The sequence below is a fragment of the Duncaniella muricolitica genome, assembly GCF_910574735.1.
In the GTDB taxonomy this organism is placed as follows: domain Bacteria; phylum Bacteroidota; class Bacteroidia; order Bacteroidales; family Muribaculaceae; genus Duncaniella; species Duncaniella muricolitica.
Genome location: NZ_CAJTCF010000022.1, coordinates 1 through 26,179, shown reverse-complemented (window position 1 = coordinate 26,179; position 26,179 = coordinate 1). Strand labels below are relative to the sequence as shown.

21 protein-coding genes and 1 pseudogene are annotated in these 26,179 nt (G+C 55.5%); 18 read left to right on the top strand and 4 right to left on the bottom strand.

From position 1 onward, the window contains the following. The first annotated feature begins 11 nt into the window (after positions 1–11). From QGT73_RS06540 to QGT73_RS06455, 18 genes are all read left to right on the top strand, one after another. The gene (locus QGT73_RS06540; RefSeq protein WP_280121891.1) at positions 12–1,025 is read left to right on the top strand and encodes a lysylphosphatidylglycerol synthase transmembrane domain-containing protein; all 1,014 of its coding nucleotides are present in this window, start codon (positions 12–14) and stop codon (positions 1,023–1,025) included. Continuing rightward, positions 1,022–1,663, top strand: a complete 642-nt coding sequence (locus QGT73_RS06535; RefSeq protein WP_280121890.1) for a hypothetical protein — start codon at positions 1,022–1,024, stop codon at positions 1,661–1,663. The genes QGT73_RS06540 and QGT73_RS06535 overlap by 4 nt, the downstream gene beginning before the upstream one ends. Before the next feature lie 222 nt (positions 1,664–1,885). Next, complete coding sequence (locus tag QGT73_RS06530) at positions 1,886–3,172, top strand: 3-phosphoshikimate 1-carboxyvinyltransferase (protein WP_280121889.1); 1,287 nt, start codon at positions 1,886–1,888, stop codon at positions 3,170–3,172. Between the two features lie 6 nt (positions 3,173–3,178). After that, complete coding sequence (locus QGT73_RS06525; protein WP_280121888.1) at positions 3,179–3,559, top strand: hypothetical protein; 381 nt, start codon at positions 3,179–3,181, stop codon at positions 3,557–3,559. Between the two features lie 275 nt (positions 3,560–3,834). After that, complete coding sequence (locus QGT73_RS06520; protein ID WP_280121887.1) at positions 3,835–4,632, top strand: metal ABC transporter permease; 798 nt, start codon at positions 3,835–3,837, stop codon at positions 4,630–4,632. 169 nt (positions 4,633–4,801) lie between these two features. Continuing rightward, the gene (locus QGT73_RS06515; RefSeq protein ID WP_280121886.1) at positions 4,802–6,871 is read left to right on the top strand and encodes a SurA N-terminal domain-containing protein; all 2,070 of its coding nucleotides are present in this window, start codon (positions 4,802–4,804) and stop codon (positions 6,869–6,871) included. Positions 6,872–7,041: 170 nt separating this feature from the next. Continuing rightward, the gene (trpS, locus tag QGT73_RS06510; protein ID WP_280121885.1) at positions 7,042–8,103 is read left to right on the top strand and encodes a tryptophan--tRNA ligase; all 1,062 of its coding nucleotides are present in this window, start codon (positions 7,042–7,044) and stop codon (positions 8,101–8,103) included. A 31-nt stretch (positions 8,104–8,134) separates the two neighbouring features. Further along, positions 8,135–11,608 (top strand): glycosyltransferase family 117 protein, encoded by a 3,474-nt coding sequence (locus tag QGT73_RS06505; protein ID WP_280121884.1) that lies wholly within the window; start codon positions 8,135–8,137, stop codon positions 11,606–11,608. Positions 11,609–11,638: 30 nt separating this feature from the next. After that, complete coding sequence (gene pdxA / locus QGT73_RS06500) at positions 11,639–12,703, top strand: 4-hydroxythreonine-4-phosphate dehydrogenase PdxA (protein ID WP_280121883.1); 1,065 nt, start codon at positions 11,639–11,641, stop codon at positions 12,701–12,703. Between the two features lie 119 nt (positions 12,704–12,822). Further along, the gene (locus QGT73_RS06495) at positions 12,823–13,518 is read left to right on the top strand and encodes an NTP transferase domain-containing protein (protein WP_280121882.1); all 696 of its coding nucleotides are present in this window, start codon (positions 12,823–12,825) and stop codon (positions 13,516–13,518) included. A gap of 89 nt (positions 13,519–13,607) precedes the next feature. Next, positions 13,608–14,474: a hypothetical protein gene (locus QGT73_RS06490; protein WP_123616573.1), complete on the top strand. Its 867-nt coding sequence runs from the start codon at positions 13,608–13,610 to the stop codon at positions 14,472–14,474. A gap of 17 nt (positions 14,475–14,491) precedes the next feature. Beyond that, on the top strand, positions 14,492–15,034 hold the full coding sequence (locus tag QGT73_RS06485) for a GtrA family protein (RefSeq protein WP_280121881.1): 543 nt from the start codon (positions 14,492–14,494) through the stop codon (positions 15,032–15,034). Positions 15,035–15,128: 94 nt separating this feature from the next. Then, positions 15,129–15,812 (top strand): CDP-alcohol phosphatidyltransferase family protein, encoded by a 684-nt coding sequence (locus QGT73_RS06480; RefSeq protein ID WP_280121880.1) that lies wholly within the window; start codon positions 15,129–15,131, stop codon positions 15,810–15,812. Positions 15,813–15,875: 63 nt separating this feature from the next. After that, the gene (locus QGT73_RS06475) at positions 15,876–16,823 is read left to right on the top strand and encodes a phosphoinositol dihydroceramide synthase (RefSeq protein ID WP_123616575.1); all 948 of its coding nucleotides are present in this window, start codon (positions 15,876–15,878) and stop codon (positions 16,821–16,823) included. Between the two features lie 38 nt (positions 16,824–16,861). After that, positions 16,862–17,755, top strand: a complete 894-nt coding sequence (locus QGT73_RS06470; RefSeq protein ID WP_280121908.1) for a CDP-alcohol phosphatidyltransferase family protein — start codon at positions 16,862–16,864, stop codon at positions 17,753–17,755. Further along, positions 17,752–18,444 (top strand): HAD family hydrolase, encoded by a 693-nt coding sequence (locus tag QGT73_RS06465; RefSeq protein WP_280121879.1) that lies wholly within the window; start codon positions 17,752–17,754, stop codon positions 18,442–18,444. The genes QGT73_RS06470 and QGT73_RS06465 overlap by 4 nt, the downstream gene beginning before the upstream one ends. 150 nt (positions 18,445–18,594) lie before the next feature. Beyond that, positions 18,595–20,652: a cellulase family glycosylhydrolase gene (locus QGT73_RS06460; RefSeq protein ID WP_280121878.1), complete on the top strand. Its 2,058-nt coding sequence runs from the start codon at positions 18,595–18,597 to the stop codon at positions 20,650–20,652. 526 nt (positions 20,653–21,178) lie between these two features. Continuing rightward, a complete protein-coding gene (locus QGT73_RS06455; protein WP_280121877.1) occupies positions 21,179–23,317 on the top strand; it encodes a cation:proton antiporter in 2,139 nt (712 codons plus the stop codon). 405 nt (positions 23,318–23,722) lie between these two features. Here QGT73_RS06455 and QGT73_RS06450 read toward each other — a convergent pair whose 3' ends face one another. The 4 genes and pseudogenes from QGT73_RS06450 to QGT73_RS06435 all read right to left on the bottom strand — a co-directional run. Continuing rightward, the gene (locus QGT73_RS06450) at positions 23,723–23,899 is read right to left on the bottom strand and encodes a hypothetical protein (protein ID WP_280121876.1); all 177 of its coding nucleotides are present in this window, start codon (positions 23,897–23,899) and stop codon (positions 23,723–23,725) included. A gap of 284 nt (positions 23,900–24,183) precedes the next feature. Continuing rightward, positions 24,184–25,155, bottom strand: a complete 972-nt coding sequence (locus tag QGT73_RS06445; RefSeq protein ID WP_280121875.1) for a hypothetical protein — start codon at positions 25,153–25,155, stop codon at positions 24,184–24,186. Positions 25,156–25,577: 422 nt separating this feature from the next. Beyond that, positions 25,578–25,793 (bottom strand): hypothetical protein, encoded by a 216-nt coding sequence (locus QGT73_RS06440; RefSeq protein WP_280121874.1) that lies wholly within the window; start codon positions 25,791–25,793, stop codon positions 25,578–25,580. A gap of 268 nt (positions 25,794–26,061) precedes the next feature. After that, positions 26,062–26,179, bottom strand: a pseudogene (locus tag QGT73_RS06435) (IS982 family transposase); the annotation flags it as partial.

Below are 26,179 nucleotides of genomic sequence, written 5' to 3'. Positions count from 1 at the left end.
ACTGTCCGACATTGGCAAACTTCACCAAAATACTGTTGCGCTACTGCGTGCCCGCAGTGATAACCGTAGGGCTGTGTTACCTGCTGGTCAGGGGGATGGACCTGCGGCAGATGTGGGAGACCATATGCACGCAGTGTGACTTCCGCTGGATAGCCGTCAACATCCTCCTGCTCATCGGAGCCATGTGGGCACGCGCCGCCCGCTGGCAGCTCCAACTCAGGGCTCTTGGCATCAAGGCCTCGGTGTGGGTGCTGACACTGAGCGTATTCGGCACCTATGCGGTCAATCTGGTGTTTCCGCGTCTTGGTGAAGTGTGGCGCACCGGTTTTGTGGCCGAGCGTCAGAAAGCCCCCTTCACCACCGTATTCGGCTCGATGGTGGCCGACCGCCTCTCCGACACCGTTATGGTCGGACTCATCTCGCTCTCGGCCTTTGTGCTCGCAGGCCCGCAACTGATGTCATATCTCGGCCAGAACCCCGGGCTCATGGCCCGCGTCATCGCCCTGCTCTGCTCGCCCGTACTGTGGGGCTGCATGACAGCGGTGCTTGCCGTCACGGTGTGGATATTTGTCAGGTATCCCGAAAACAAGGTTGTGGCCATATGCCGCCGTCTGTGGCAAGGGCTGTGGGAAGGTTTTGCCGTGATAGGCCGCATGAGAGGCAAAGGTCTGTGGCTCTTCTACACCTTAATATTATGGGCGTGCTACTTTGTGGGACTCGTGTGTGCCTTCATGTCATTTCCGCTCGTAGCCGAGGTGATGGTGCGCCACGGGCTTACGGCCGTGCTGCTCTGCTTCGTACTCACAAGCCTGTCGATGCTTGTTCCATCCAACGGCGGCATCGGACCCTGGCAGTGGGCCATGATATTCGGCCTCAGCCTCTATTGTGACGGCATCCCGGGCCTGACTAAAGATTACATGGCATCATTTGCCAATCTCGCACTCGGCGTACAGGCCGTGACATCTATAATACTCGGTCTTTTCACTTTCGCGTGGATAGCCCTAACCAAAAACCCGAAGAAATGAAATGGATTGACGACCAGGAGGATTATTTCCTTCGCGACTTCAACGACAAGGATGGCGACAAAACCGCCACCCCGGCTGAAGGCACAGACACTCCCGCCGCTCCTGCCGCCGGGAGCGACACCGCTACGGCCGCAGACAATCAACCCTCATCGCAGAACGGCGGCGGTAGCAACGAGTTTACATTCCCCTCGGGCCAAAGTTACGCCAATGGCTCTCAGACCGCATCTCCGGCCGATGATGACGCTCCGGCCCGGAGCCGTCGCCGACGTCGCCGCCGGCGTCTGGCCTGGTTTTTCATTATAGTGTTTGCCGTGCTGGCCGTGGCTTTCTACATACGCTATTTCGTGCCCTATACGTCCGACACTCTCACCACGGGCTATATCACTCTTGTGGAGAAGAGGGGCATATTTTTCAAGACATTTGAAGGAGAGATGATTTCGGAGAGCGTGCTGGCCGATACTTCCAAGGTGTATTCGCGCGATTTTTATTTCTCCATACCCAACGACTCGCTGGGGCGGCTCGTGCAGTCCTATCAGGGTACGGGCAAACGCGTGACTGTCACCACACAAAAATATTTCGGCACCGTGCCCTGGCGCGGCTCCCAAAAATCTGTCATAACGAACATTTCTGTTAATTAGTAATTAGCAATTAGTAATTAGTAATTAACTTATGCTGATATTGTTGCTGATATTATCACTGTTGTTATCAGTGATGTTGGCTGTCAATTAAATGCCATCAATATTATACTGCAAATTGCTTAATCGGCTTTCCGCTTGGCTTGCAAAAAATTACTAATTACTAATTGCTAATTACTAATTGCTAATTGCTAATTGCTAATTTGAAGTTTAAAGTAAGAAGGATTGGATATAAAGTTATTTCCCCCCGAAGGATTTCTTGAGGCGCGGCTGTCGCTGCCGCTGTCCAAGAGCATGAGTGCGCGCGCGCTCATCATCAGTGCTCTCACTCCCGGAGCCGTATTGCCGGGACAGGTGGCTGAGTGTGACGATACCGACGCCATGCTTGCGGCCCTGCGCGATGCTCCGCTCTCTCCCGCCCACCGCACCGTCAATGTAGGCGCGGCCGGCACCACAATGAGGTTTCTCACCGCCTACTACGCCTGTACACCGGGATGTGACATCACTCTCGACGGCTCGGAGCGTATGCGCCAACGCCCTATCAAGGTGCTCGTCGAGGCTCTACGTCAGCTCGGTGCCGACATAAGCTATGAGGGCGAAGAGGGTTTCCCGCCGCTGCGCATACGCGGACAGCGGTTGCGCGGAGGCGAACTCGAACTTGACGCTTCGGTCAGCTCGCAATATATCTCGGCACTGCTCATGACGGCTCCCGTCATGGAACAGGGGCTGAAACTGACATTGCTCGGCGAGATAGCATCGCGCCCCTATATACTCATGACTCTCAAGATGATGCGCGACCACGGCGTGGAGAGCGATTTCTATCTCAACACCGTCACAGTGCCAGCGGGCAGCTACAAAGTACCCGCGACACCCCGCCCCATCGAGGGCGACTGGAGCGCGGCGGCCGCATGGTATGAAATCGTAGCTCTCTCGGCCGGCATGGTCACCATCGACAATCTCACCGACGATTCATGTCAGGGCGACCGACGTCTGGCCGACATATATGCCCGCCTGGGTGTCGACACCGAGTGGGAGGGCGAGGAGGGTGGCACCGAGCTTATGGCCAATCCGGATGCCGACGCGAGGGCCTCAATCGACTTTTCCGACTGTCCCGACCTTGCACAGTATGTGACGGTGACTTGCGTGATGCTGGGCATACCGTTTCACTTCACCGGACTTCACACTCTCGCCATAAAGGAGACTGACCGTGTGGCGGCTCTGCACTACGAACTTGCCAAGACCGGCGTGATGCTCGACACTTCGGTGGCCGGCGCGCTCAGTTGGGACGGACGCCGTGTGCCCATCAGCCGCATGCCTGTCTTTGACACCTATGACGACCACCGCATGGCCATGTGTCTCGCGCCCGTGTCGCTCTATATCCCCGGCATTGTGATACGTAACGCCGAGGTGGTGAGCAAGAGCTATCCCGGCTATTGGGATGCGCTGCGCGCCGCCGGCTTTACCATCGCCGATGCCGACGCCGAGACTCCCGATAATGAAGACGAAGCATAAGCAGCCATGACAGGAGCTTTCATAATACTCGGCATAACTCTTCTGACGGGCGTGATACTCTATATCACCCGTGACAGGTCGGCCTCGGTGGCCGACTCTACGGCTCCGCAAGAGGAGATTGAAGAGGAAGAGGTGTGTTGCGGCCGGCATGCGGTGTGCGAGAAGGGGTTGCTGACCTCCGAGGAGCTGTATTACAACGATGAGGAACTCGACCGCTACAAGGGTCGCGAGCCGGGGAGCTATACCCCGGAAGAGATTGAGGAATTTCGCGAAGTGCTCTACACTCTCCGCCCCGAGGAGGTGTATCAGTGGGGCATCGCTCTTACTCAGCGCGATATACCTCTGCCCGATGCCCTGCGCGACGAGTGGCTCATGCTTGTTTCTTGACTTGCCCTGCGGGCAAAGGTTATAAGGTTAAGCCTGACGGAATGTTTTTGGGGCTAATGGGGCCGATGGGGCTAATGAGCCTCATGGGCCTGATGGGCGACCGACAAAACCTTGCAATCTTTGCTCTTCGAGCAAAGTGACTGATTTATTGACAACTTATAATCTTATAACCCTTAGTCAAAGGCCAAATAATAACCTTATAACCCTTGGCCGGAGGCCAAACAATAACCTTATAACCTTATAACCTCATAACCTTTGCCCGTAGGGCAAGTAAAATGGATATATTTAATTACGAGTTTTTCCGCAACGCACTTATGGCGGTGGTGCTGCTGAGCATCGCGTCGGCCGTGATAGGGACATATATAGTGAGCCGCCGTCTGGTGTCAATATCGGGCGGCGTGACACATGCCTGCTTCGGAGGGCTGGGCCTCGGCTATTATCTGAGTATCAACCCAGTAGTTATGGCAGCCGTCTTTGCCATAGCCTCGTCGCTGGGGGTTCAGTGGATGTCGACGCGACACCGCGTGCGCGAAGACTCGGCCATTGCCGTGATATGGGCCATAGGCATGGCCATAGGCACACTTTTTATATTCCTGACTCCGGGCTACGTGCCTGAGCTCAATTCGTTTCTCTTCGGCAATATCCTCACCGTCACCCGCGGCGACCTGTGGGCCTTCCTGATATTCACGCTCGTGCTTATAGGATTTATGGCAGCCATGTATCGCAACATTGTCATCTGTGCCTTCGACCCCGACTTCGCCCGGGTGCGCCGTCTGCCGGTGACCTTTGTCACCACAGTCATGACGGTGCTTGTGGCCGTGTGTATAGTGCTCACCATCCGGCTCGTCGGAGTGATGCTGCTCATGTCGATGCTCGCGCTGCCCCAGATGACGGCCGAACTGTTTGTCAAGCGTTTCGGCTCCATAATGCGACTGTCAATCGGCATCTCGCTGGCATGCTCGCTGGCCGGACTGCTGCTGGCCACGGTGGTCAACGTGCCGTGCTCGGCCCTGATAGTACTGACCATGGCCGGAGCCTATCTCGTGTCGTGGGCCATACGCCGAATTATCTGAAAAAACCGCCGATTGGCCACATTTGCCACATCCGCACCATGAAATAGCAGTCAAATTATTTGAATTAAAGCGAAAATATTGTACCTTTGTGCGTTAATTGCGCAGGGTAGCTCCCGCGCACCCGCCTTAACATACCAAACCGAATAATCAAAAATCATCTAAACATAGAATGGCAACACTCGAAAAAATCCGTAGCAAGTCAGTGCTCTTGCTGATCATCGTTGGAGCCGCCTTGCTGGCTTTTATCATCGGTGACTTCTTCACTTCGGGCCGCACCTTCTTCGGCACCGGAACAACCATCGCCAAGGTAGGCGACCAGAAAGTAGATGTACAGGAATTTCAGCGTCGCGTTCAGCAGGCCTCACAGCAGGCCCAGCAGCGCGGCCAGCGCATCGACAACGCCGTGCTCCAGCAGCAGGTGCTCGACGCCATGATCGCTGAAAAGCTCTTCAACCAGGAGATAGCCGACCTCGGCATCACCGTGACCGACGCAGAGCTTACCGAAATGATGGTGGGCAAAAACTCGGCCTACGTAGACCGCATGGTGCAGCAGCAGCTCGGCCTGCCCGACGCAGCCACCGCCCACGACATGGCTTTCAATCCCACAAAATACGGCATGCCCCAGGAACAGGCCATGCAGCTCCAGCAGTATTGGCTCGACATGGAGCAGAACGTCGAGAAGATGCTCCTCCAGCAGAAGTTCCAGACCCTCTTCACAGGTCTCATCGCCGCCAACAATCTTGACGCCAAGGCTCTCTATGACGAGAACGCACCCACTGCCAACGTAGTGTACACCAAGAAGGACTTCTCGTCGCTCAAGGATGACGAATATACCGTCGAAAGCTCCGACGTCAACGCCATCTACAACTCGGAGAAAAACCGCTATGCCCTCACCGAGCCCGTGCGCCTCGTGAGCTACATAGCCGTCAACATCATCCCCTCACAGGCCGATGTGCTCGCCGGTCAGAAGAAAGTCGAGGACGCAATCCTCGCCCTCAACAACCAGCCCGAGACACAGGGTCTGGCCGACATGCCCGAGTTTATCGCCGACCGCCAGATGCTCTCACAGGCCGACGTAGACCGTCAGGCCCGTCTGAAATCAGCCCTCGACTCGCTCTCAGTGGGCCGTGCAGTGCTCGTGAGCAAGAACGGCAACGACTACACCATCGCCAAGCTCCTCAACAAGAGCCAGCAGCCCGACAAAGTGAAGCTTGACTTCATGGCCGTGCAGGGCACCAAGGCTCAGATCGACTCGCTCGTAAGCCTCCTCAACAGCGGCGCGGCGTTTGACTCAATAGCAGCCTCACCCTTAGTGGCCCAGTCGCAGAAAGAGATGGAGGTATCGCTCCTCGACGCCAACTCGGCCATGATCAAGGAACTCATCGCCGACCGCGCTACCGGTGTATACTTCGCACCCGACACACTTGCCGAGGGCGGACGCATCGTGCGTGTGGCCGAGCGCAACGCTCCCACCACAGTCTATGAGATCGCCAACGTGACCTTCACCACCGAGCCCTCCAACGCCACCATCAACGAGCTCGAGGCATCGCTTCAGGACTATGTGGCCGGACACCGTTCAGCCAAAGAGTTTACCGACAGCGCGCAGGCCGGCGGCTACACCGCCTTCCCCTTCTACGTGTCGGCATCTACCCCCTCGATCAGCAACCTCACCGACAGCCATGCGGCAGTGGCATGGGCCATGGAGGCCGACAAGGGTGATGTATCGCCCGTATTCGGCGACATCCAGACCGGCCACCTCCTCGCCGTGGCAGTCGACGACATCTATGAAGACTTCACCCCGGCCCGCGACCCGCAGCTCAACAACGAGCTGACCCGCCGCGCCCTCAACAACAAGAAAGCCGCCAAACTCATCGCCGACTATCAGGGCAAGGCCTCTGACATAGCCGGATATGCCCAGCTCATGGGCGCATCGGTCGACACCACCTCGGTTAACTTCGGCCAGCCCTTCGTGCCCGGCATCGGCATGAACGAGAGCGAGCTCCAGGGCCGTGTGGCCGCAGCCAAGGCAGGCGACCTCATCGGTCCCATGCAGGGCAGCAACGCCGTGGTAGTGCTCCAGGTGACAGCCATCGACAACGAAGGCCGCCCCTACAACCGTGAGGAGAGCGCGGTACGCTTTGACCAGCAGCGCGGCGCATCGCGCATGGCCGGCAACCTCCCCGCCATACTCCGCGGCAACAAGAAAGTGAAGAACAACATGAACACTTTCTACAAGTAAGCATCCCGTCTTGACAAAAAAATCACCCTCGGCCGATAATGGCGGCCGAGGGTGATTTTTTTGTCAAGACGGGAGATATACCGGTCTGACTGTCACTTTTAGTTTGATTAACTACAGTGTTTAGCGGATTTTTTGTAACTTTGTCACCCAAATAAATTAACGCTATCAACATGAAAGATAAAGAAATCGTGCTCTCGGGCATCCGTGCCACCGGCAATCTGCACCTGGGTAACTACTACGGTGCTCTCAGCAAGTTTGTCAAGATGCAGGATGACTACGACTGCCTCTTCTTCATAGCCGACCTCCACGCACTCACCACCAACCCCGACCCCAAGGCCCTGCACGAGAACGTGCGCAACATCCTGGCCGAGTATCTCGCCGCCGGCATAGACCCCGACAAGGCCAATATATTCGTCCAGAGCGATGTGCCCGAAATCTCCGAGATGTATCTGCTGCTCAACATGCATGTGGGCATCGGCGAGCTTATGCGCACAGCCTCATTCAAAGACAAGGCCCGCAAGCAGCTCGGCATCACCGACGACGGCCAGGACATCGAGAAGCAGATAATCGGAGCCGACACCAACAAGCGTGTCAACGCCGGTCTGCTCACCTATCCCACACTCATGGCTGTTGACATCCTCATCCAGAAGGCCCACAAGGTGCCCGTAGGCAAGGACCAGGAGCAGCATCTCGAGCTGACACGCCGCTTTGCACGCCGCTTCAACTCGTTCTATGGCGTAGACCTCTTCCCCGAACCCGAGAACTTCAACTTCGGCGACCATGCAGTGAAGGTGCCCGGACTCGACGGCTCGGGCAAGATGGGCAAGAGCGAGGGCAACTGCATATATCTCGTGGACGAGGAGAAGGTGCTCCGCAAGAAAGTGATGCGCGCCAAGACCGACGAAGGCCCCAAGGAGCCCAATCAGCCCGTATCGGAGCCTGTAGAAAACCTCTTCACCCTCATGGAGCTTACATCGGGCCCCGAGATGGTGCAGCAGTATCGCGACGCCTATGCCGACTGCTCGATACGCTACGGCGACCTCAAGAAGCAACTGGCCGACGATATACTCAAAGTCACTACCCCGATACGCGAACGCTATCAGGAGATACGCGCCGACGAGGCATATATCGCCAAGGTGGTGCGTCAGGGAGCGGAACGCGCCCGCGAGCGCGCGTCGAAGACCCTTGCCGAAGTGCGCGAAGCCATGGGTATTTTGAAGTTTAAAGGTTAAAGATTAAGAGTTTAGAGCTCAATTTATAATCGTGAAGCGATACAATCTCATCAACAACACACTGGGCTGGCTGTGCTTTGCCATAGCCGCGGTGACCTATCTGCTCACCGTCGAGCCTACAGCCAGCTTCTGGGACTGCCCGGAGTTTATCTCGCAGGGTTACAAACTTGAAGTAGGCCACCCGCCGGGCAACCCCATATTCATGCTTGCCGCTCGCTTTTTTGTCAACTTCGCCTTTGGCGACGTGACCAAGGTGGCACTCATGGTCAACTCGATGTCAGCACTGCTGTCGGCGGCAACCATACTGCTGCTCTTCTGGACCATCACCCACCTGGTAAAACGTCTGACAGTCAAGGATGACGCCGAGGAGGTATCGCTCGTGCAGATGCTCGTGATTTTCGGTTCGGGCATATGTGGCGCGCTGGCCTACACGTGGAGCGACACGTTCTGGTTCTCGGCCGTCGAGGGCGAGGTCTATGCGTTCTCGTCGTTCTGCACCGCGCTGGTGTTCTGGCTGATACTCAAGTGGGAAAACCGTGCCCACATGCCCCACAGCGACAAATATCTGATACTGATAGCCTATGTGATAGGCATCTCTATAGCCGTGCACCTGCTCAACCTGCTGTGTATCCCCGCCATAGGCCTGGTCATCTATTACCGTCTGTGGAAAGACACCACCGCGACAGGTTCGCTCGTGGCACTCGGCCTCTCGGCCGTAGTGGTGGGTCTGATACTCTACGGACTCGTGCCCGGATTCATCGAAGTGTCGCAGTATTTCGAGCTCTTCTTTGTCAACGTGGTCGGTCTGAGCTACAACATCGGTGTGCTCATCTATGCCATCCTCACTGTGGGCTCGTTCATATGGGCTATCAGCGAGCTTTACAAGCAGAACAACGTGAGCCGTCTGCGCTGGAGCGTGGCCCTCAGCATCCTGCTCTCGGGCATCCCCTTCATCGGCAACAGCATGTGGATACCCGTCATCATCATGGGTGGCCTGCTGGCCTATCTGTTCTGGGCCAAGAAGCTCCCGGTGAGAATCCTCAACATCGTGGTGATGAGCATCTTTGTCATCTTCATCGGCTACTCGAGCTACGCGCTGCTGCTCATACGCTCGTCGGCCAATCCGCCGATGAACCAGAACGCGCCCGACAATGTGTTTGCCCTCGCCTCTTACCTCAACCGCGAGCAGTATGGCGAGCGTCCGCTCTTCTATGGCCAGACCAACAACTCGTCGGTGGTCTATGAAGCGTCGCCCTCGGGCCAGCTCACCCCCCAATACTCCGACGGTGCGCCCCAGTATGCCAAAGCCACCAAGACCTCGCCCGACCAGAAGGACAGCTACGTATTCCAGGGCTATAAGAAGAACTACCGCATGAGCCCCGAGCTCGACATGCTCTTCCCCCGCATATACAGCGGAGCGCACACCCAGGCCTATTCGGAATGGATAGGCGGACCCAGAGGCACACCCGTCAAGGCCACACAGTATGTCGACCAAAACGGCAACGTGCTCCAGTATACCGACCGCATCAAGCCGACATTCGGCGAGAGCATGAGGTTTTTCCTCGTCTATCAGCTCAACCACATGTACTGGCGTTACTTCATGTGGAACTTTGCCGGCCGCCAGAACGACATCCAGGGCAACGGTGAGGTGAACCACGGCAACTGGATTTCGGGTATCCCCTTCATCGACACTCCCCGTCTGGGCGACCAGAGCCTCCTGCCCGACTCGGAGGGCAAGGGCAATCCGGGCCACAACGTGTTCTACATGCTCCCGCTCATCCTCGGCCTCATCGGTCTCGGATGGCAGGCATTCGTGTCGAAGCGCGGCATCGAGCAGTTCTGGGTGATATTCTTCCTCTTCTTCATGACGGGTATCGCCATCGTGCTCTATCTCAATCAGACACCCTCGCAGCCCCGTGAGCGCGACTACGCGTTTGCCGGCTCGTTTTACGCCTACACCATATGGGTGGGCATGGGTGTAGCCGGCCTGTGGCACATACTCACGAGTCTCATGACACCCAAGCCGTCGAAAGAGAAGACGTCATCATCCAAACCGGCCGACAAGTCGCTCATCGCAGCCGTCATCGCCTGCGTGATAGGTCTGGCAGTGCCCTTGCAGATGGTGTCGCAGACATGGGACGACCATGACCGCTCGGGACGCTACACCACACGCGACTTCGGCATGAACTATCTCGACTCGGTAGACGAGAACGGCATCATATTCACCAACGGTGACAACGACACCTTCCCCCTGTGGTATGCTCAGGAAGTGGAGGGCCACCGCACCGACGTCAAGGTGGTCAACCTCAGCTATCTCACCACCGACTGGTATGCCAATCAGGTCAAGCATCCCTCCTATGAGGCCGCAGGCATCGAGACACTCGCCAAACCCGAGAATTATGCCTATGACCGCATGAACTTCAACTACTTCGCCGCCGACGAGGACACCACCGCCGTGCTTGTGGACTCGTCGCTCGCACAGCTCTATGACCCGAAATCAAGTCAGAACTCGTGGAACGCGCCGATGATGAAGTATACCAACATGTATATCCCCGTCGACCTCGAGGCCGCAGTCAAGGCCGGACGCATCACCGAGCAGGAGGCCGCCCAGTGTGACCCCGTGATGATAGCCAACATGCACAACGACCCCGAGTCGATGAGCCACGGAGGCATGACTCTGAGCCAGGTGCTGAGTCTCGACATACTCAACACCTCGATCAAGAACGGATGGAAACGCCCGGTCTACATCGCGTCGACCGTGCCCTCCAACTATTATCTCGGACTCCAGCCCTACATGCGCTCCACCGGTATGGCCTATGAGTTCACCCCTGTGGTCAACGACGAGAACTCTGACCGCGACATCGTGGCTGTCAACACCGACAAGGCCTATCGCAACATCACCGAGAAATTCCGCTGGGGCGGCCTCGACAAAGTGACCGAGCCGGGCCAGATATATCTCGACGAGACAGTGCGCCGCATGGTCACCACCCACCGCTCCTATATACTCACCGCAGCCACCGCCCTCATCAACGAGGCTGTCATGGCCGAGCGTGCCGACAGCACCGTCACTGACGAGGCCGACCGCGCGGCTCTCGCGGCCTACAAGGCCGACCGCTACGAGAAGGCCTACACGCTGCTCAAGCTCATGGAGGAGAAACTCCCCGAGGCCGCATCGCCCTACGCGATACAGATACCTCAGAAGATGGCCCAGATCTATGCCCGCATAGGCATGGCCACCGAGCGTCCCGAGCTCAAGCAGCACGCCCTCGAGCTTCTCGAGAAGGAGTTGCGCCGCTACGGAGCCAATGTGAAATATTACCAGAGCCTCGCGCCCTGGCAGTATGCGACACTTCAGGATACCGACCGCTTTGCCGAGACTTACTACATGGTGTATCTCCTTCAGGACTATGCCGACGCGGGAGGTGACGCCGAAGCAATAATCAGCGACCTCGAGGAGATGGGAGTCAACTTTGACCGCATCGTCTCGATAATCGAACAACGATAAGCCGGGCTATCAAGCCCAACAGACTATTTTATGGAAAACAAGATAAAAGTGGGCATCACCCACGGAGACATCAACGGCATCGGCTATGAAATAATCCTCAAGACCCTCGAGGATCCCCGCATAGCCGAGATATGCACCCCGGTGGTGTATGGTTCGGCCAAGATTGCGGCTTCCTACCGCAAGATGATGGAGCTGCCCGAGGTGAAGTTCACTCAGATAGAAAACGCATCCCAGGCCAACGGCGACCACAACTATATAATAAATGTGGTCGACGAGACCGTGGTGCCCGAGCCCGGCAAATGCACGCCGGCCGCCGGAGCCGCCGCACTCGCCGCGCTTGACCGCGCCGTGGCCGATCTACGCGAGGGCAATATCGACGTGCTCGTGACCTGTCCCATAAGCAAAGACGCCATCCACAGCGAAGAGTTCGCCTTTCCGGGCCACACCGAGTATCTCGAAGACCGTCTGGGACAAGGCTCGGCCAAAGCCATGATGATAATGGCCGGCGAGGAACTCAGAGTAGCCCTCGTCACCATCCACGAACCGCTGTCGGGCGTGGCTCCAAAGGTGACCAAAGAGGCTGTGGCCGACTGCATCATGCGGTTTAACCGCTCGCTCATATCCGATTTCGGCATCCACTCGCCCCGTATAGCCGTGCTCTCGCTCAACCCCCATGCCGGAGACAACGGCGTGATAGGTTCGGAGGAAAACGACATCATCGCGCCCGCAGTGGCCGAGGCCTACAAGAAACGGGTGTTTGCCTTCGGTCCCTATCCGGCCGACGGATTTTTCGGAAGCGGCTCCTACAAAAAGTTTGACGGCATCCTGGCCATGTATCACGACCAGGGCCTCATCCCCTTCAAGCTGCTCATGGGCGAGCGCGGTGTCAACTTCACAGCCGGACTTCCGGCCGTGCGCACATCGCCCGACCACGGCACAGCCTTTGACATCGCAGGCAAAGGCTCGGCCGACCCACAGTCGCTGCGCGAGGCCATCTACATGGCACTCGACATCTATCGCAACCGCCGTCGCGAAGCCGACGCCACAGCCAATCCGTTGCGCAAGCAGAACTTTGACCGCGGACGCTCTGAGTAATCGCGTGAACGCGATTACTCAGAGTTGAGAGTTTAGAGTCGAGGAGTTTAGCCCCTCGCCGGTTTTTACCCGCTTGCTCTTGACAGCCGGGACCGTCATCACACCACAGCCAACCAATCATGCACTACGCCATTATCGCCGCCGGAGAAGGTTCACGCCTGAAGCATGAGGGCATCAATGTCCCCAAGCCGCTGGTGCGTGTCGGCGGGAGCACACTGATAGAGCGGCTGACAGGAATATTCCGCTCGCGACACGACTGCGAGAGCGTGAGTGTAATCATAAGTCCGGAGGTAGCTGCATGTGCCCCGGAGATTGACGCCGACCACGTAGTGACGGCCTCCACTCCCGGCTCAATGCACAGTCTGCACCGGCTCGCCCCCTGCCTGAAAGGGTGCGGGCGGTTTTGCCTCACGACAGTCGACACAGTGTTTGACCCGGCCGAGTTTGACCGCTATATTGACGCCTATGCCGCCGACACAGGCACGTATGACGGCTATATGGGAGTCACGACTTATATCGACGACGAAAAGCCTCTCTACGTGTCAGCCGACCGTGAAGGCACCGTCACCGGCTATTTCGACACCCCCGTCGAAGGAGCCGGCTACATCTCGGGCGGCATATACGCCCTACCCGAGAGCGCGCTCGAGATACTCGACGAATGCATGGCCGCCGGCAAGACACGCATGCGTGACTTTCAGCGCGCGCTCGTAGCCTCAGGCATGAGGCTCAAGGCGTGGCCTTTCGGACTCATAATCGACATCGACCACGCCTCCGACATCGACAAAGCGGCCCGCCTCCTCTCCCCGGCCCCATAACCATTGCCCGCAAGGCAAAAACAAAGCTCTCCTCCATAACCTCATAACCTTATAACCTCATAACCTTTGCCCGCAGGGCAAATAACAGTATGGCCGACACTAAAATAGCAGCAATACTCCGCGCCGGAGCCTATTCGCCCAACCACATAGGCAACGACGCGGCCATAATCAACCTCACGTGCGAACAGTTGCGCAAGCGTGGCTGCCAGGTGAAGACCTATTCGGAGGAACAGCTCATAGCAGGAGCCGTCAAAGAGCCGATAGTGATACACATGTGCCGCGACCAACGCTCGTTTCCCATACTCCAGGCCATGGAAGACTCGGGCCGCCTCGTAATCAACTCGGGCTACGGAGTGGAAAACTGCACTCGCGAACGCCTCACACGCATCCTCCTCGGCTCAGGCATCCCTTATCCCGAAAGCCTCATGGTCAACACCAACCAGACCGTCACCGAGCAGATGGAGCGCATCGGCATGGAGCGCGCCTGGATCAAGCGCGGCGACACGTATGCCATGCACAAGGAGGACGTCACCTATGTGCGTCATCCCGAAGAGGCTCAGGAAGTGCTTCAGGAATACTTTCTGCGCGGCATCAAGCGTGCCGTCATCAACCGTCACCTGGATGGCGACCAGGTGAAATTTTACGGAGTGAGAGACACCGACTACTTCTACTGCTTCTACCCCTTCGAGAAAACCTACTCGTCAAAAGGCGATGACAAAGCCCCGAGACGGGGAGGCGAGGAGGCGAGATTTGACATCGACAAGTTTCGCGACGCCTGCGACCGCGCGGCCGACATACTCGACATACGCATCTATGGCGGCGACGCCATCATCGACCCCGAGGGCAACTTTTCCATCATCGACTTCAACGACTGGCCCAGTTTCGCGCCCTGTCGCGTCGAGGCCTCGGGCGTGATAGCCCGTGCGATTCTCGCCGAAATCAAAAAGCGCAAATAACAAACCCGACAACAAAAATGGCAACAAAAAGCATATCAAAAATAAAGGATAAGTTTATCAACGGCGGTGACATCGTGTCGACATTTCTGCGCTCGTCGGTGTCATCACAGATCGCTTCGTGGATCGACATGGGCGTGGGCTTTGTGTTCTTTGCCTTTGTCCATCTGGCTCCGTGGATATCCACAGCCATCGGCGCGGTGTGTGGTGGCATAGTCAACTGTTGCATCAACTACCGCTTCACATTCCATGCCACCGACATACCGGTCAAGGCCGTGGCCGTGAAATATTCGCTCGTATGGTTAGGCTCGCTGCTGCTCAACGTCTACGGCACACAGGCCGCCTTCGAGCTGCTCAACCAGCTTAGTTTTCTCGAAGAGATGGGTTTCAAACCCAACGGATATTACGCGGCGGCCCGACTGAGCGTCTCGCTCATAGTGTCGATATTCTGGAACTTCCTCATGCAGAAAAACTTTGTATACCGTCACAACCGCATCGACCCCTATGCCATAAGATTTGTCGATCTGTTCATGCACCCCGGCAAGAACGGTTCAGACAAGTGACATAGATTCCCACGACTGAAATCCCATCGATATATATACCCAACGCTACCAATCATTTTCCATACGTATCTCTATGCCCGATTCAGATATCACAATGCAACCCAAGACATCAACTTTCAAGAAGATGCGCGATGCTCTCCAGCAGGGCATCTATTGTGTCATCAACCCCTTCGTAAGACTGCTCATACGCATGGGCGTCACCCCCAACATAGTCACGACCATAGGTCTGCTCGGCAATATCGCGGCGGCGGCCCTGCTCGTCTATGCCGGATATACCGGCTCGGCCACCAACATGAATTATGACCTTGTGACATGGGCCGGAGCCATCATCATACTCTTCTCGCTCTTTGACATGCTCGACGGCCAGGTGGCACGCCTTGGCGGCATGGCCTCGACATTCGGCGCGATGTATGACTCGGTGCTCGACCGCTATTGCGAGCTCTTCACTCTCGGCGGCATCAGCTATTATCTCATACAGACCGGCTATGTGGGCGGCGCGCTCATCACTTTCATCGCTCTTGTCGGCTCAATCATGGTGAGCTACGTGCGTGCCCGCGCCGAAGGCCTCGGCCTCGAGTGTAAGGTTGGCTTCATGCAGCGTCCCGAGCGCGTGGTGGTGACCAGCATCGGTGCGCTCGCCACGGGCATCACCGGCCAGTGTGTCAGCCCGGCGGAGTTTGACGCCACCACTATTCTCATCGTGTGCATGGGCATCATAGCGGTGTTTGCCAACATTACGGCCTTTGCCCGCATCAACCACGTGCGCAAGCAATTGTAGTTTAGAGAGTTTAAAGTTTAGCCGCTGTGTCAGCGGCCGAGAAATTTGAACATATTCCGTAAAATGCAGTTTCCCTCCAAGCGCGAAAGTGCCATCATAGTCATCAGCCTTGTGGTGTGGCTTGCCGTCACCGCCACTTTTGTCGGATTCCGGCCCGAGCACCTGTATATAGCGGTGTTTCTCGCGGCCATGCTGCTTGTCACAGGCGTTACAAGAAAACTGGTCGTGGCCCTGCTGCCGTTTATAGTCTTCGGCATCTCCTATGACTGGATGAACATCTGCCCCAACTATGAGGTCAACCCGGTGGACATCTTCGGGCTCTATTCCGCCGAGTCGTCACTCTTCGGCATCACCCTGCCGGCCGCCAACGAGGCCGTAGCGGGCACAATCGTCACCCCCAACGAGTGGTGGGCAATGCACACGACCCCTGTGCTCGACTTTCTGGCCGGATGTTTCTACCTGTGCTGGGTGCCGGTGCCGATACTCTTCGGCCTGTGGCTCTATTTCGACAGACAATACAAGGTGTATCTCCACTTCTCACTCGTATTCCTTTTTGTCAATCTTTTAGGCTTTGCCCTCTATTATGTGCATCCCGCCGCTCCGCCGTGGTATGTGGCCATGCACGGATTTGACTTCATCCCCGGCACACACGGCGAGACAGCCGGTCTCGGACGCTGGGACGAGATGATGGGCGTAGGGATTTTTGACGGTCTCTATTCGCGCAACTCCAACGTGTTTGCCGCCCTCCCCTCGCTTCATGCCGCCTATATGCTCATAGCGTTTATCTACTCGCTGCGTGCGCGGTGTGGCGTGTGGCTGCGTGTGCTCTTTGCCGTGATATGTCTCGGCATATGGTTTACGGCCGTCTACACCTCCCACCACTATATCATCGACGTGCTCGCCGGCATCGGCGTCACAATTGTCGGCTGGCTTATATTCGAGCAGGGGCTCATGCGCATCGGAGCCTTCGGCCGTTTTATCAACGCTTATAAAAACTACATCGCAAGGTGAGCGGCTGGAGAGAGGAATATCGCAAGTCGCTCAAGTCGATGGACACCGAGGAGCATATCGACCTGGCCTTCTACCGCCCCATAGGATTCATGTGGGCGCGGCTGGCCGCACGCGTCGGTGTCACCCCCAACGCCATCACCATCGCCTCGATATTTCTCGGTGTGGGAGCCGGAATACTCTTCTACTACCCTCAGTTGTGGATCAACGTCATCGGTATGCTGCTGCTCGTGTGGGCCAACTCGTTTGACAGTGCCGACGGACAACTGGCCCGGCTCACCAAGCAATATTCACGCCTCGGGCGCATACTCGACGGGCTTAGCGGCGACTTCTGGTTTGCCGCCATCTACATAGCCATCGTGCTGCGCGAAAACCAGGCCGTCAGCCTCTTCGAGTCACACCACTGGATAATGTGGACCATGGCCATAGCGGCCGGCATATGCCATGCACGCCAGGCCTCGATGGCCGACTATTACCGCCAGTTTCACCTCTACTTTCTCAAGGGCGAGGAGGGAAGCGAGCTTGACAATGCCGCCGACCTGCGCCGCCAGCTCGAGGAGTCGGGCCTGACGTGGCGCGGCAACTTCTGGCGTCGGCTCACCATGACCACCTATCTCGGCTACACACGCCGCCAGGAAGCGTCATCGCCCGCCATGCAGGGGCTGCGCCGCGCGCTCAAAGAGCGTTATCCCGACGGCCGCATCCCAGTGGAGTTCCGCGACCGTTTCCGCAGTCTCTCGCTCCCACTGATGAAGTATACCAACATCCTGACCTTCAACTGGCGCACCATAGGCCTTTTCATCACCCTTCTGCTCGGCGAGCCGTGGCTCTACTTTGTCTACGAACTCACCATTCTCAACGCCATCTATGCCTACATGGTGTGGCGTCACGAGAGCATATGCCGCAGTCTGACCCGAGAGCTTACAGCGCGATGAAAGAGACCGAGGGCATAATATTTGACTACGGCGGCACGCTCGACAGCCGCGGCGACCACTGGAGCGAGGTGATATGGCGCGCTTATGTGTCGGAGAGAGCCGAGGTGACACGCAAGGCGTTCAGAGAGGCATACGTGCACGCTGAGCGCGCTCTCGAGCGCGAGCAGTGTATCGGTCCGCAAGATACGTTTCTCGAGGTCATGCGCAAGAAAATCGGCCTTCAGCTCGATTATCTCGACATATACACACCGGAGCTGCACGAGGCCATAGGCCGCAGGTGTTACGACAGCGCGCGCGAATGTGTGGCCGAGTCGGCCGTGACGCTGCGCCGCCTGGCCGAAGACTATCCACTGGCAATAGTCTCGAATTTTTACGGCAACCTGCGCGCGGTGCTCGCCGACTTCGGAGTGTCACACCTCTTCCGTGCAGTCATCGACAGCGGCGAGACCGGCATACGCAAACCCGACCCCGAAATATTCCGCGCAGGCCTGCGCGCGCTCGGCATAACCGACCCCGGCAAAGTGCTCGTGGTCGGCGACAGCGTTGACAAGGACATACTTCCCGCCCACAGTCTCGGATGCCGGACGGCCCTGCTGCCCGGAGTGCCGTGGGATGCCTCGCGCCCCGCCCCTCAGCTCCCCAAAGAGACCGCCATACTGCAATCATTAAGCAATCTGGCAGAGATGTAACCAAATCAAACACATACGTCAATCCATAACGTGCCCACCCCTATACATATCTAAAGACATATTACAAATCCATACGAATCCCACACATCGACACATGCCGGTGTGCGGGATTTGTCATACCTTTACGTCACACCAAATATCATAACAGTCATGCACCTGATAAGAAAGCTTTTGACCGGCGTGTCGCTGCTATGCGCGACAGTCACGGCGTCGGGATGGCCGGGTATGCCGATGCCCCGCCTGCACGTGGAAGGAAGATACCTGAAAGATTCTGACGGCAATGTGGTCAATCTCCACGGCTTTGCCCAGACATACAGTCCGTGGTTCAACGAGCAAAACACCAAGTGGGGAAACTATGACGTTGACGCATGTCTCAGATACAACAAAGAGAAAATCGACCAACTCCTCGCGGCCGGATGGAAGATGAGTTTCATACGTCTGCACATGGACCCCTACTGGTCAAACACTCCGGGAGTCAAGACAGAGGGCGAACATGACATCTCGGCGTTTGACTTCTCACGCTTCACCAGATATCTTGATGAAGTATTTATCCCGATGGCCGAATATGCCGTCTCAAAAGGGCTTTATGTTGTGATGCGACCGCCGGGCGTGTGCCCCTCCAGGATAGCCGTGGGCGATGACTATCACAAATATCTCAAAAAAGTGTGGGGGCATGTGTCGTCACACAGCCGCCTGACCGGCAATCCGCACATAATGTTTGAGCTTGCCAACGAACCGATCGAAATCAAAGGCACCGACGGCAACTATACGTCATGGTCGGACGGCAGTTTCAAAAATCTGTCACAGTTTTTTCAGGAAATTGTCGATATCATGAGGGGCAACGGCTGTGACAACATACTATGGATACCCGGCACAGGCTATCAGTCGCAATATGCGGGATTTGCCAAATATCCCGTCAAAGGTGACAATATAGGTTATGCTGTACATGTCTATCCGGGATGGTATGGCAGCGACGCCATGGAGCCGAGCCAGGAGCTCGGAGGAAGCTATGGCGGAGGCTTCGAGGCATTCTCGGCCGGATGGGACGCACAGGTAGGTCCCGTAGCCGACTTTGCCCCGATAATGGTGACCGAGATGGACTGGGCTCCGTCGAAATATAACGCTTCGTGGGGCAAAAGCATTACCGGCAAAATGTTTGGCGACGGATTTGGCGGCAACTTCAAGATTATAGCCGACAATTGCGGCAACGTGAGCTGGCTGCTGTTTACGGGCTGCGAGCATCTGGCCAAATTTACCGGCACTCAGGGCAGCGCGGGAGGCTACACCTTTCTCAACGACCCGGAGGCATGTCCGTGGCCGGTATACCACTGGTATAAAGACTATGCCGGCGAATCGCTCGGGTCGGCCCCGACTTCCATGGAGCTGTCATTGCCTTCCGACGGCGACTGCTACCTCATCGCGACAGGCTCGTCGCTTGTGCCGGCCATGGTGGCCGACTATGCCGGGGGCTTTCAGCTTAACGCTGTCACCGACTTTGACATCACCACCGACAATCCAGACATAGTGTCATATGAAAACGGCCGCATAACAGGCAACGCGATAGGCTCCACACACGCCACCATCAGCTATACTCTCAACGGCACTACACACAGCGACGGAATGACCCTCAACTGCGAGGCTTTTCCTATGCACGCACGATATATCAATCCCTCGATATGGGAAAAAGGGTCGTTTGACCAGAGCACCCATACTTTCGTGACCGGCCAATACGGATTTGCCGGATGGAAGTATCCCAATGGCATTGACCTCTCGGCCCACAAGTATCTAATAGCCGAATTGGATGGAGCCAACACGTGTGGAGTGTCATTCAGACTCTTTGACAAGAACGACTACTGGAGCCAGCCGGCCACCGTTGATTTCGGCAACAACCGCCTGGCGGTATTTGACCTTTCGGCCCTCAGAGACGGCAACGGGCAGAGTCTTGACCCGTCACACATCTATATAGCGGGCTTCTGGTCGTATGGCAATCAACCGTTTAAAATCGCACGTGTCTATCTCAGCGACCGGCCCGACGGTCCGTCGGGCATCGGCGAGATAACCTCCGACACCGGTTCTCAGCTTGTAGACGTCTACAACATGCAGGGCATGAAAGTCAAGTCGCAGGCTCCACTCTCGCATGCAGGCGAGGGGCTGCGTCCCGGCATCTACATAGCGGGCGGGAAGAAAATCATCGTCACAGGACATTAAGAGGTTTAAGAGGGTGTTGCAAAACTCCTGAAATCAGATAATTTGCAGACTATTGTAGCAAGGAAAGGCCCGTAGGGCCTGTGCGAGCTTAGGCCATGGCAAGCACCCGCGCAAGCGGTGCGCAGCCATGGTACAGAACAATTATCCCCAGCATGTGCCGCGTAGCGGTACAACAATACAAGCGTATCAAAACGTTAAGTCGCAGTGAATTACCATCATGACATTTTGTGGCACCGCTACGCGGCGCACCGTCTTATATATGTCTTTATACCATGGCTGCGCACCGCTTGCGCGGGTGCTTGCCATGGCCTAAGCTCGCACAGGCCCTACGGGCCTTTCCTGGCGGTAACTGATTAAATCATGGGGGTTGCAACACCCTCTTAAAATGACAGGAGTACTTTCACGGAAGTTTTGAATCTCACGACAAACCTTGATAATTGTACTCCTGTCTTATCCCTTGACTGTCTGTTTGTGAGGCGGCGTATTATTGGAAATATGGTGTATTTTGAGTAATTTTGCACTCAGAATGACACTCCTTACTGCTATCCTTGCGCGCACGCCGCTTATCTCCGACCCTGTGCCTATATTTCTGTCGGTAATGGCCATCATACTTGTGACTCCGCTTCTGCTCAACCGGCTGAAGATACCCCACGTCATCGGTCTGATACTTGCCGGCGTGGCTGTGGGTCCGCACGGATTCGGACTGCTCGACAAGGATATGAGTTTCGAGGTGTTCGGACAGGTCGGACTGTTCTATCTGATGTTTCTCGCAGGCATCGAGATAGACATGTATCACCTGAAGAAAAATCTGTCGAAAGGGCTTGTATTCGGCCTGTTCACCTTCGGCATCCCCCTGGTCATCGGAGCCGCCGTGGCCATACTCGTGCTGGGGATGCAACTGCCCGAGGCCACACTGCTGGCGTCGATGTTTTCGGCCCACACACTGCTGGCCTATCCGATAGTGGCACGATTTGGCCTGACACGCTCGCCGGCCGTAATCATAGCCATCGCGGGCACTATCGTGACCGTGCTCGGCTCGCTCATCGTGCTGGCCGGAGTGCTCGGAGTGGTGAGAGACGGCTCCATACTGTCGCTCGTGAGAGTGCTTGGCTATCTGGTGATCTACAGCGCGGGCATCTATTATGTGTATCCGCGCCTCACGAGCTACTTTTTCAAGAAATATCACGACGGTATACAGCAGTTTATCTACGTCATGGTGATGGTGTTTCTTGCCGCCGCCCTGGCCTCGTGGATAGGGCTGGAGGGCGTGTTTGGCGCATTTCTCGCCGGCCTTGTGCTCAACCGCTTCATCCCCGGCAGGTCTACACTGATGGGGCGACTGGAGTTTGTAGGCAACGCCATCTTTATCCCCTACTTCCTCATAGGCGTGGGCATGCTCATAGACGTGAAGGTATTTACAAGCGGATGGGCCACCATCTATATAGCTGCCGTGATGTCGGCCGTGGCCATGTCGACCAAATGGCTCGCCGCGCTGCTGACACAAAAGGTGTTCGGACTCACCTCCACCGACCGTTCCATCATGTATCAGCTCTCCAACGCCCACACGGCCGTGGCTCTGGCGGTGGTTACCATCGGTTACAGCATGGGGCTCTTCGGCGTGGAGATACTCAACGGCACAGTGGTGATGATACTCATCACCTGCTCGGTCTCGTCAATGGGCACCGCTGCGGCCGCTGCCCGTCTGAAGGTGCAGATTATCGAGCAGACCGACGAGGAGCTGACCCGCGACGAGTCGAGCACCATGCCGCGCACACTGATAGCCGTGTCGAGCCCTCAGACGGCTCCCGGCATCGTCGACCTGGCTCTGTCAATGCGTTTTCCCGACTCGTCGGTGCCTGGCGATTTCTACGCGCTGCATGTGCGCAACGATAATTCGGCCTCGGCGCGCGCCATCAGCCACAGTTCGCTCGAGGTGGCTGAGAGAGCCGCTTCGTCGGTGGAGGTGTCGCTCACTCCTATAGAGCGTTTTGATCTCAATTTCATCACCGGAGTGCTCAACACTATGGCCGAACGTGACATCACCGAGGTAATCATCGGTCTGCACAGGCGCAACGCTTTCATCGATTCGTTTCTTGGCGACAAGATAGAGCGTCTGCTCCAGACCACCAACCGCATGGTGGTCATAACGCGCTGCTACATACCGCTCCAGACCATGACGCGCATGGTGGTGGCTGTGCCTAAGAACGCACAGTTTGAGACAGGTTTCCGCCGTTGGGTGCAGGCTACGGGCAATCTGTGCCGACACATAGGCTGCGAGGTAGAATACTGGTGCGAGCCGGCGACCGTCCCCATGATACGCACCGTGCTTGCCCAGGCCAAGATAGGCATACCGATGTCGTTTGCCACGGTGGATGATTACGATGATTTTGTGGTGAAGTCCAACGAGATTTCCGATGACGACCTGCTGGTGGTGATCAGTTCGCGCCGCGCCGCGGTGTCGTTTGACAGCGACATGGAGGCTATGCCCGAGTTTCTGCACAAATATTTTGCCAATACCAACCTGGTGATTATCTATCCGAGCCAGTTTGGCACCGAGGCCCCTATGACGATGGCCGAGACGATGGCTACCGACATGGCGGCAGCTCCGTCGACCATCTACCTGTGGGGTATGAGCATCATGCGCCGCCTCCGTGGCAAACGGTAAGCTCTTATGGTTTAGAAAGTTGAGGGAGTTAAAAGAGTTAATCTTGTAAATACGGAGCTGTGTTTTTTACGGACCAAGCCGAAGTTATGGTGCATCACATAGTAATGCCCGCCCCAATTCTGCCTGACATACGCGTCCGCAGGCATCCCATGCATGATAATCTATATCCCGCAAGGGCGTCCGCAGGACGCAGATTTGATCGTAACCGGGTACACCGAAGCGCAGCGGAGGTGTGCCCGGAGTGGCACGCTATAAAGAAATGATGTCCGACAGGACATCGGTTATCGTGAGAGGGGGCTGTTTCAGCTATCATGCCCGATAATCGGCGTCCTGTCGGACGCCATCATTGTATTGTGTCATTTGTCCGGGCACACCTCCGCTGCGCTTCGGTGTACCCGGTTACTATCAAATCTGCGTCCTACGGACGCCCTTGCGGATGTAGTGTGGTATGCACAGGATGCCTACGGACGCCCATGCGGGATATAGAGTGGCATGCGTGGGGCCTGTTCGGTTGCGGATGCCTGCGGACACGTATGCCAGGAGCATTAATCTATGATGCTCCGGGATTTCGGATTGAGCCATAATATGCGATTTACAGATGCGTGATTTTATGCAAATTAATGATATGTTACGCCAAATTTTGGGATTTTAACTATATAATTGACAAGAGATAAAGCCGTAGCGACCAAGGGAAAAAGGTTGCTACGGCTTTGCTGTCGATGGGGGCGACGTAATCACTACGTCTATCCAAAAAAGAATAGTGTTTCTATGTCAAGCACGTCGTTCGTGCCAATGGTATGTCGAACCTATTGGAAAGTCAATGAAAAGTGTTTTTATGTATATGGCTATAATCGTCTTATAGCGGATCAAATGATGACCTTTGTCACTTTGTTGCCCTGACGGCGTATGTAGAGACCATTGGAGGGATTCTCCACACGTACGCCCTGGAGGTTGTAGTATTCCACGGGAGCGTTCTCGTCGGCTGCCTCGATGTCGGTGATGGCTGTGCTGCCGCCGCCATCAGCTCTTACAATATCTACCTGTGTGATATTTACGCTCTCTTCACCGGCAATAAGGATACTACGCTCTTCCTGCAGAATCTTAAGAGTCGCAGCATCAACCGGAATCTCAATTGAGCCGGATGCTGATGAATAATATGTACCATATTCAGCATTTACCCCTTCAAGAGCGAGGAAAGGAGGAAAATCGGTCCATGCCCATCCTTGCGTCACATACTGCACTTTAAACGAACCGCCAGTGGTTGTGGTATAGGAAATCTTTATCTTGTCACCAACAGCAATCTTATTGGCGGTAAACTGTGAACATGCAATCTGAAGAGGCTGTCCACCACTCCAACCACCAAGATTATGGTCGCCACTCCACAACTCGACATCCTTGGTAGGGTCAAATGGCACCGAGTTCTGCAGATAGGCAGACTTGAGAGTCAGAGAGCCGGCGGCTGAATTTTGAATATATATCTGCTTTACAGCATTTTTATAGGTCTCGTTAAGCGGACATGTCACTTTTGTTGCTCCAGCCATAACAGTTGCATCAGAACTTTGGGCTCCGTCAGACACATATTCCACAACGAGCTTTACATCAAAAGTAGTAGGCTCAAACTCGATTACAGCCTCGTCATACTTGCTATAATCCACATCTCCAAGCCACCAACCTTTTCCGGCCCATGCTTCTACGTAGGTTATAGTTTTAGTAGCGGCATCATATGTTGCATTACCCCATCCGGAACCAAGGTCGGCGAGAGTAAGATCCAACGTCTCGGCACTTGCACCGAGAGCAAAGAATGTCATTGCTGCGATTGAGAGTAAATTTTTAATCATAAGCATTTAAGGTTTTAAATTGACAAAAATGTGTCGGTTTGGTAAAAGGATGCAGATTTAGGCAAAAAAACTTGTGGTCCTGTAGAGGGAAATATAACGATATTAGGTAATGGGTATTTGCGGTAATAGATTCAACAGGTTTCTTTTACTAAAAACTACGAGAGCAAATTTAGTACAAATTTGCCCTCGTAAATAATACTATTTTACCACAGGCCGACACTTTCATGACAGACTGTGATTTTATGTCAATTTTTATGGTCCCGACGCATGATTTTTCTTGTAAAACGGTCAAAATACCAACAAATAGCTCATGCCGGCCGCGACCATGCGCCATGACTCTGCGGACTATCAACGCACCACCACATGTGACGGGTCGTGCCTGTCGCCTCCGGCATACCATGCGTCTTTTATGCCGGAATCATTCATCCAGCCCATGAAGCCCGGCCCGAGACTTCGGCATAGACTCTGACATTGGTCGGAGCCGTGGTGATGACCGACACGGAACTATGCACGGCAAGGTTCCAGTCGTGGCTGCGTGAAGCGACGCCAAACGTCTTGATAAATTCTCGTGTGTAGCTTTCATCACGCGACACTGTCAAATCGTCGGATGTACACGAGAGCATGCATTCCCCCGACATAACTGCCAAGGATAGCAAAACTGTTTTTATTTGCATAATAGATAAATGATTATTGGAATCCGTTGATCGCAACGAATACATGAGAGATAGTCAAAAGGCTTGTCTATAACCAGATAGACCTTTCGGCAAAAACGGTTACAAAATTACAAACAAAATACCGGCAACACGGATTTTTTAACATGCATTAACCCGCATTCACAATCGAGACATCCAAGAAACGCTCTGCAATACGGTTACAGATAAAATAACGTGAGTTCGATATAAGCAATCAGAACAAAGTTAGCTGGTTATCTGTCACAAACTCCAAAGAGATAGACGGTTTCTTTGGGAAAAAGCAGTAAGCAGCGATAGCACTCAAGGCATTGGTGATAAAATTAGCGAAAGAC

Coding starts and splice junctions, on each gene's coding strand:
- QGT73_RS06535 (WP_280121890.1), top strand. CDS start 1,022: ATGAAATGGATTGACGACCAGGAGGATTATTTCCTTCGCGACTTCAAC.
- QGT73_RS06525 (WP_280121888.1), top strand. CDS start 3,179: ATGACAGGAGCTTTCATAATACTCGGCATAACTCTTCTGACGGGCGTG.
- QGT73_RS06520 (WP_280121887.1), top strand. CDS start 3,835: ATGGATATATTTAATTACGAGTTTTTCCGCAACGCACTTATGGCGGTG.
- QGT73_RS06515 (WP_280121886.1), top strand. CDS start 4,802: ATGGCAACACTCGAAAAAATCCGTAGCAAGTCAGTGCTCTTGCTGATC.
- trpS (WP_280121885.1), top strand. CDS start 7,042: ATGAAAGATAAAGAAATCGTGCTCTCGGGCATCCGTGCCACCGGCAAT.
- pdxA (WP_280121883.1), top strand. CDS start 11,639: ATGGAAAACAAGATAAAAGTGGGCATCACCCACGGAGACATCAACGGC.
- QGT73_RS06495 (WP_280121882.1), top strand. CDS start 12,823: ATGCACTACGCCATTATCGCCGCCGGAGAAGGTTCACGCCTGAAGCAT.
- QGT73_RS06490 (WP_123616573.1), top strand. CDS start 13,608: ATGGCCGACACTAAAATAGCAGCAATACTCCGCGCCGGAGCCTATTCG.
- QGT73_RS06485 (WP_280121881.1), top strand. CDS start 14,492: ATGGCAACAAAAAGCATATCAAAAATAAAGGATAAGTTTATCAACGGC.
- QGT73_RS06480 (WP_280121880.1), top strand. CDS start 15,129: ATGCAACCCAAGACATCAACTTTCAAGAAGATGCGCGATGCTCTCCAG.
- QGT73_RS06475 (WP_123616575.1), top strand. CDS start 15,876: ATGCAGTTTCCCTCCAAGCGCGAAAGTGCCATCATAGTCATCAGCCTT.
- QGT73_RS06470 (WP_280121908.1), top strand. CDS start 16,862: ATGGACACCGAGGAGCATATCGACCTGGCCTTCTACCGCCCCATAGGA.
- QGT73_RS06465 (WP_280121879.1), top strand. CDS start 17,752: ATGAAAGAGACCGAGGGCATAATATTTGACTACGGCGGCACGCTCGAC.
- QGT73_RS06460 (WP_280121878.1), top strand. CDS start 18,595: ATGCACCTGATAAGAAAGCTTTTGACCGGCGTGTCGCTGCTATGCGCG.
- QGT73_RS06455 (WP_280121877.1), top strand. CDS start 21,179: ATGACACTCCTTACTGCTATCCTTGCGCGCACGCCGCTTATCTCCGAC.
- QGT73_RS06450 (WP_280121876.1), bottom strand. CDS start 23,899: ATGGCTCAATCCGAAATCCCGGAGCATCATAGATTAATGCTCCTGGCA.
- QGT73_RS06445 (WP_280121875.1), bottom strand. CDS start 25,155: ATGATTAAAAATTTACTCTCAATCGCAGCAATGACATTCTTTGCTCTC.
- QGT73_RS06440 (WP_280121874.1), bottom strand. CDS start 25,793: ATGTCGGGGGAATGCATGCTCTCGTGTACATCCGACGATTTGACAGTG.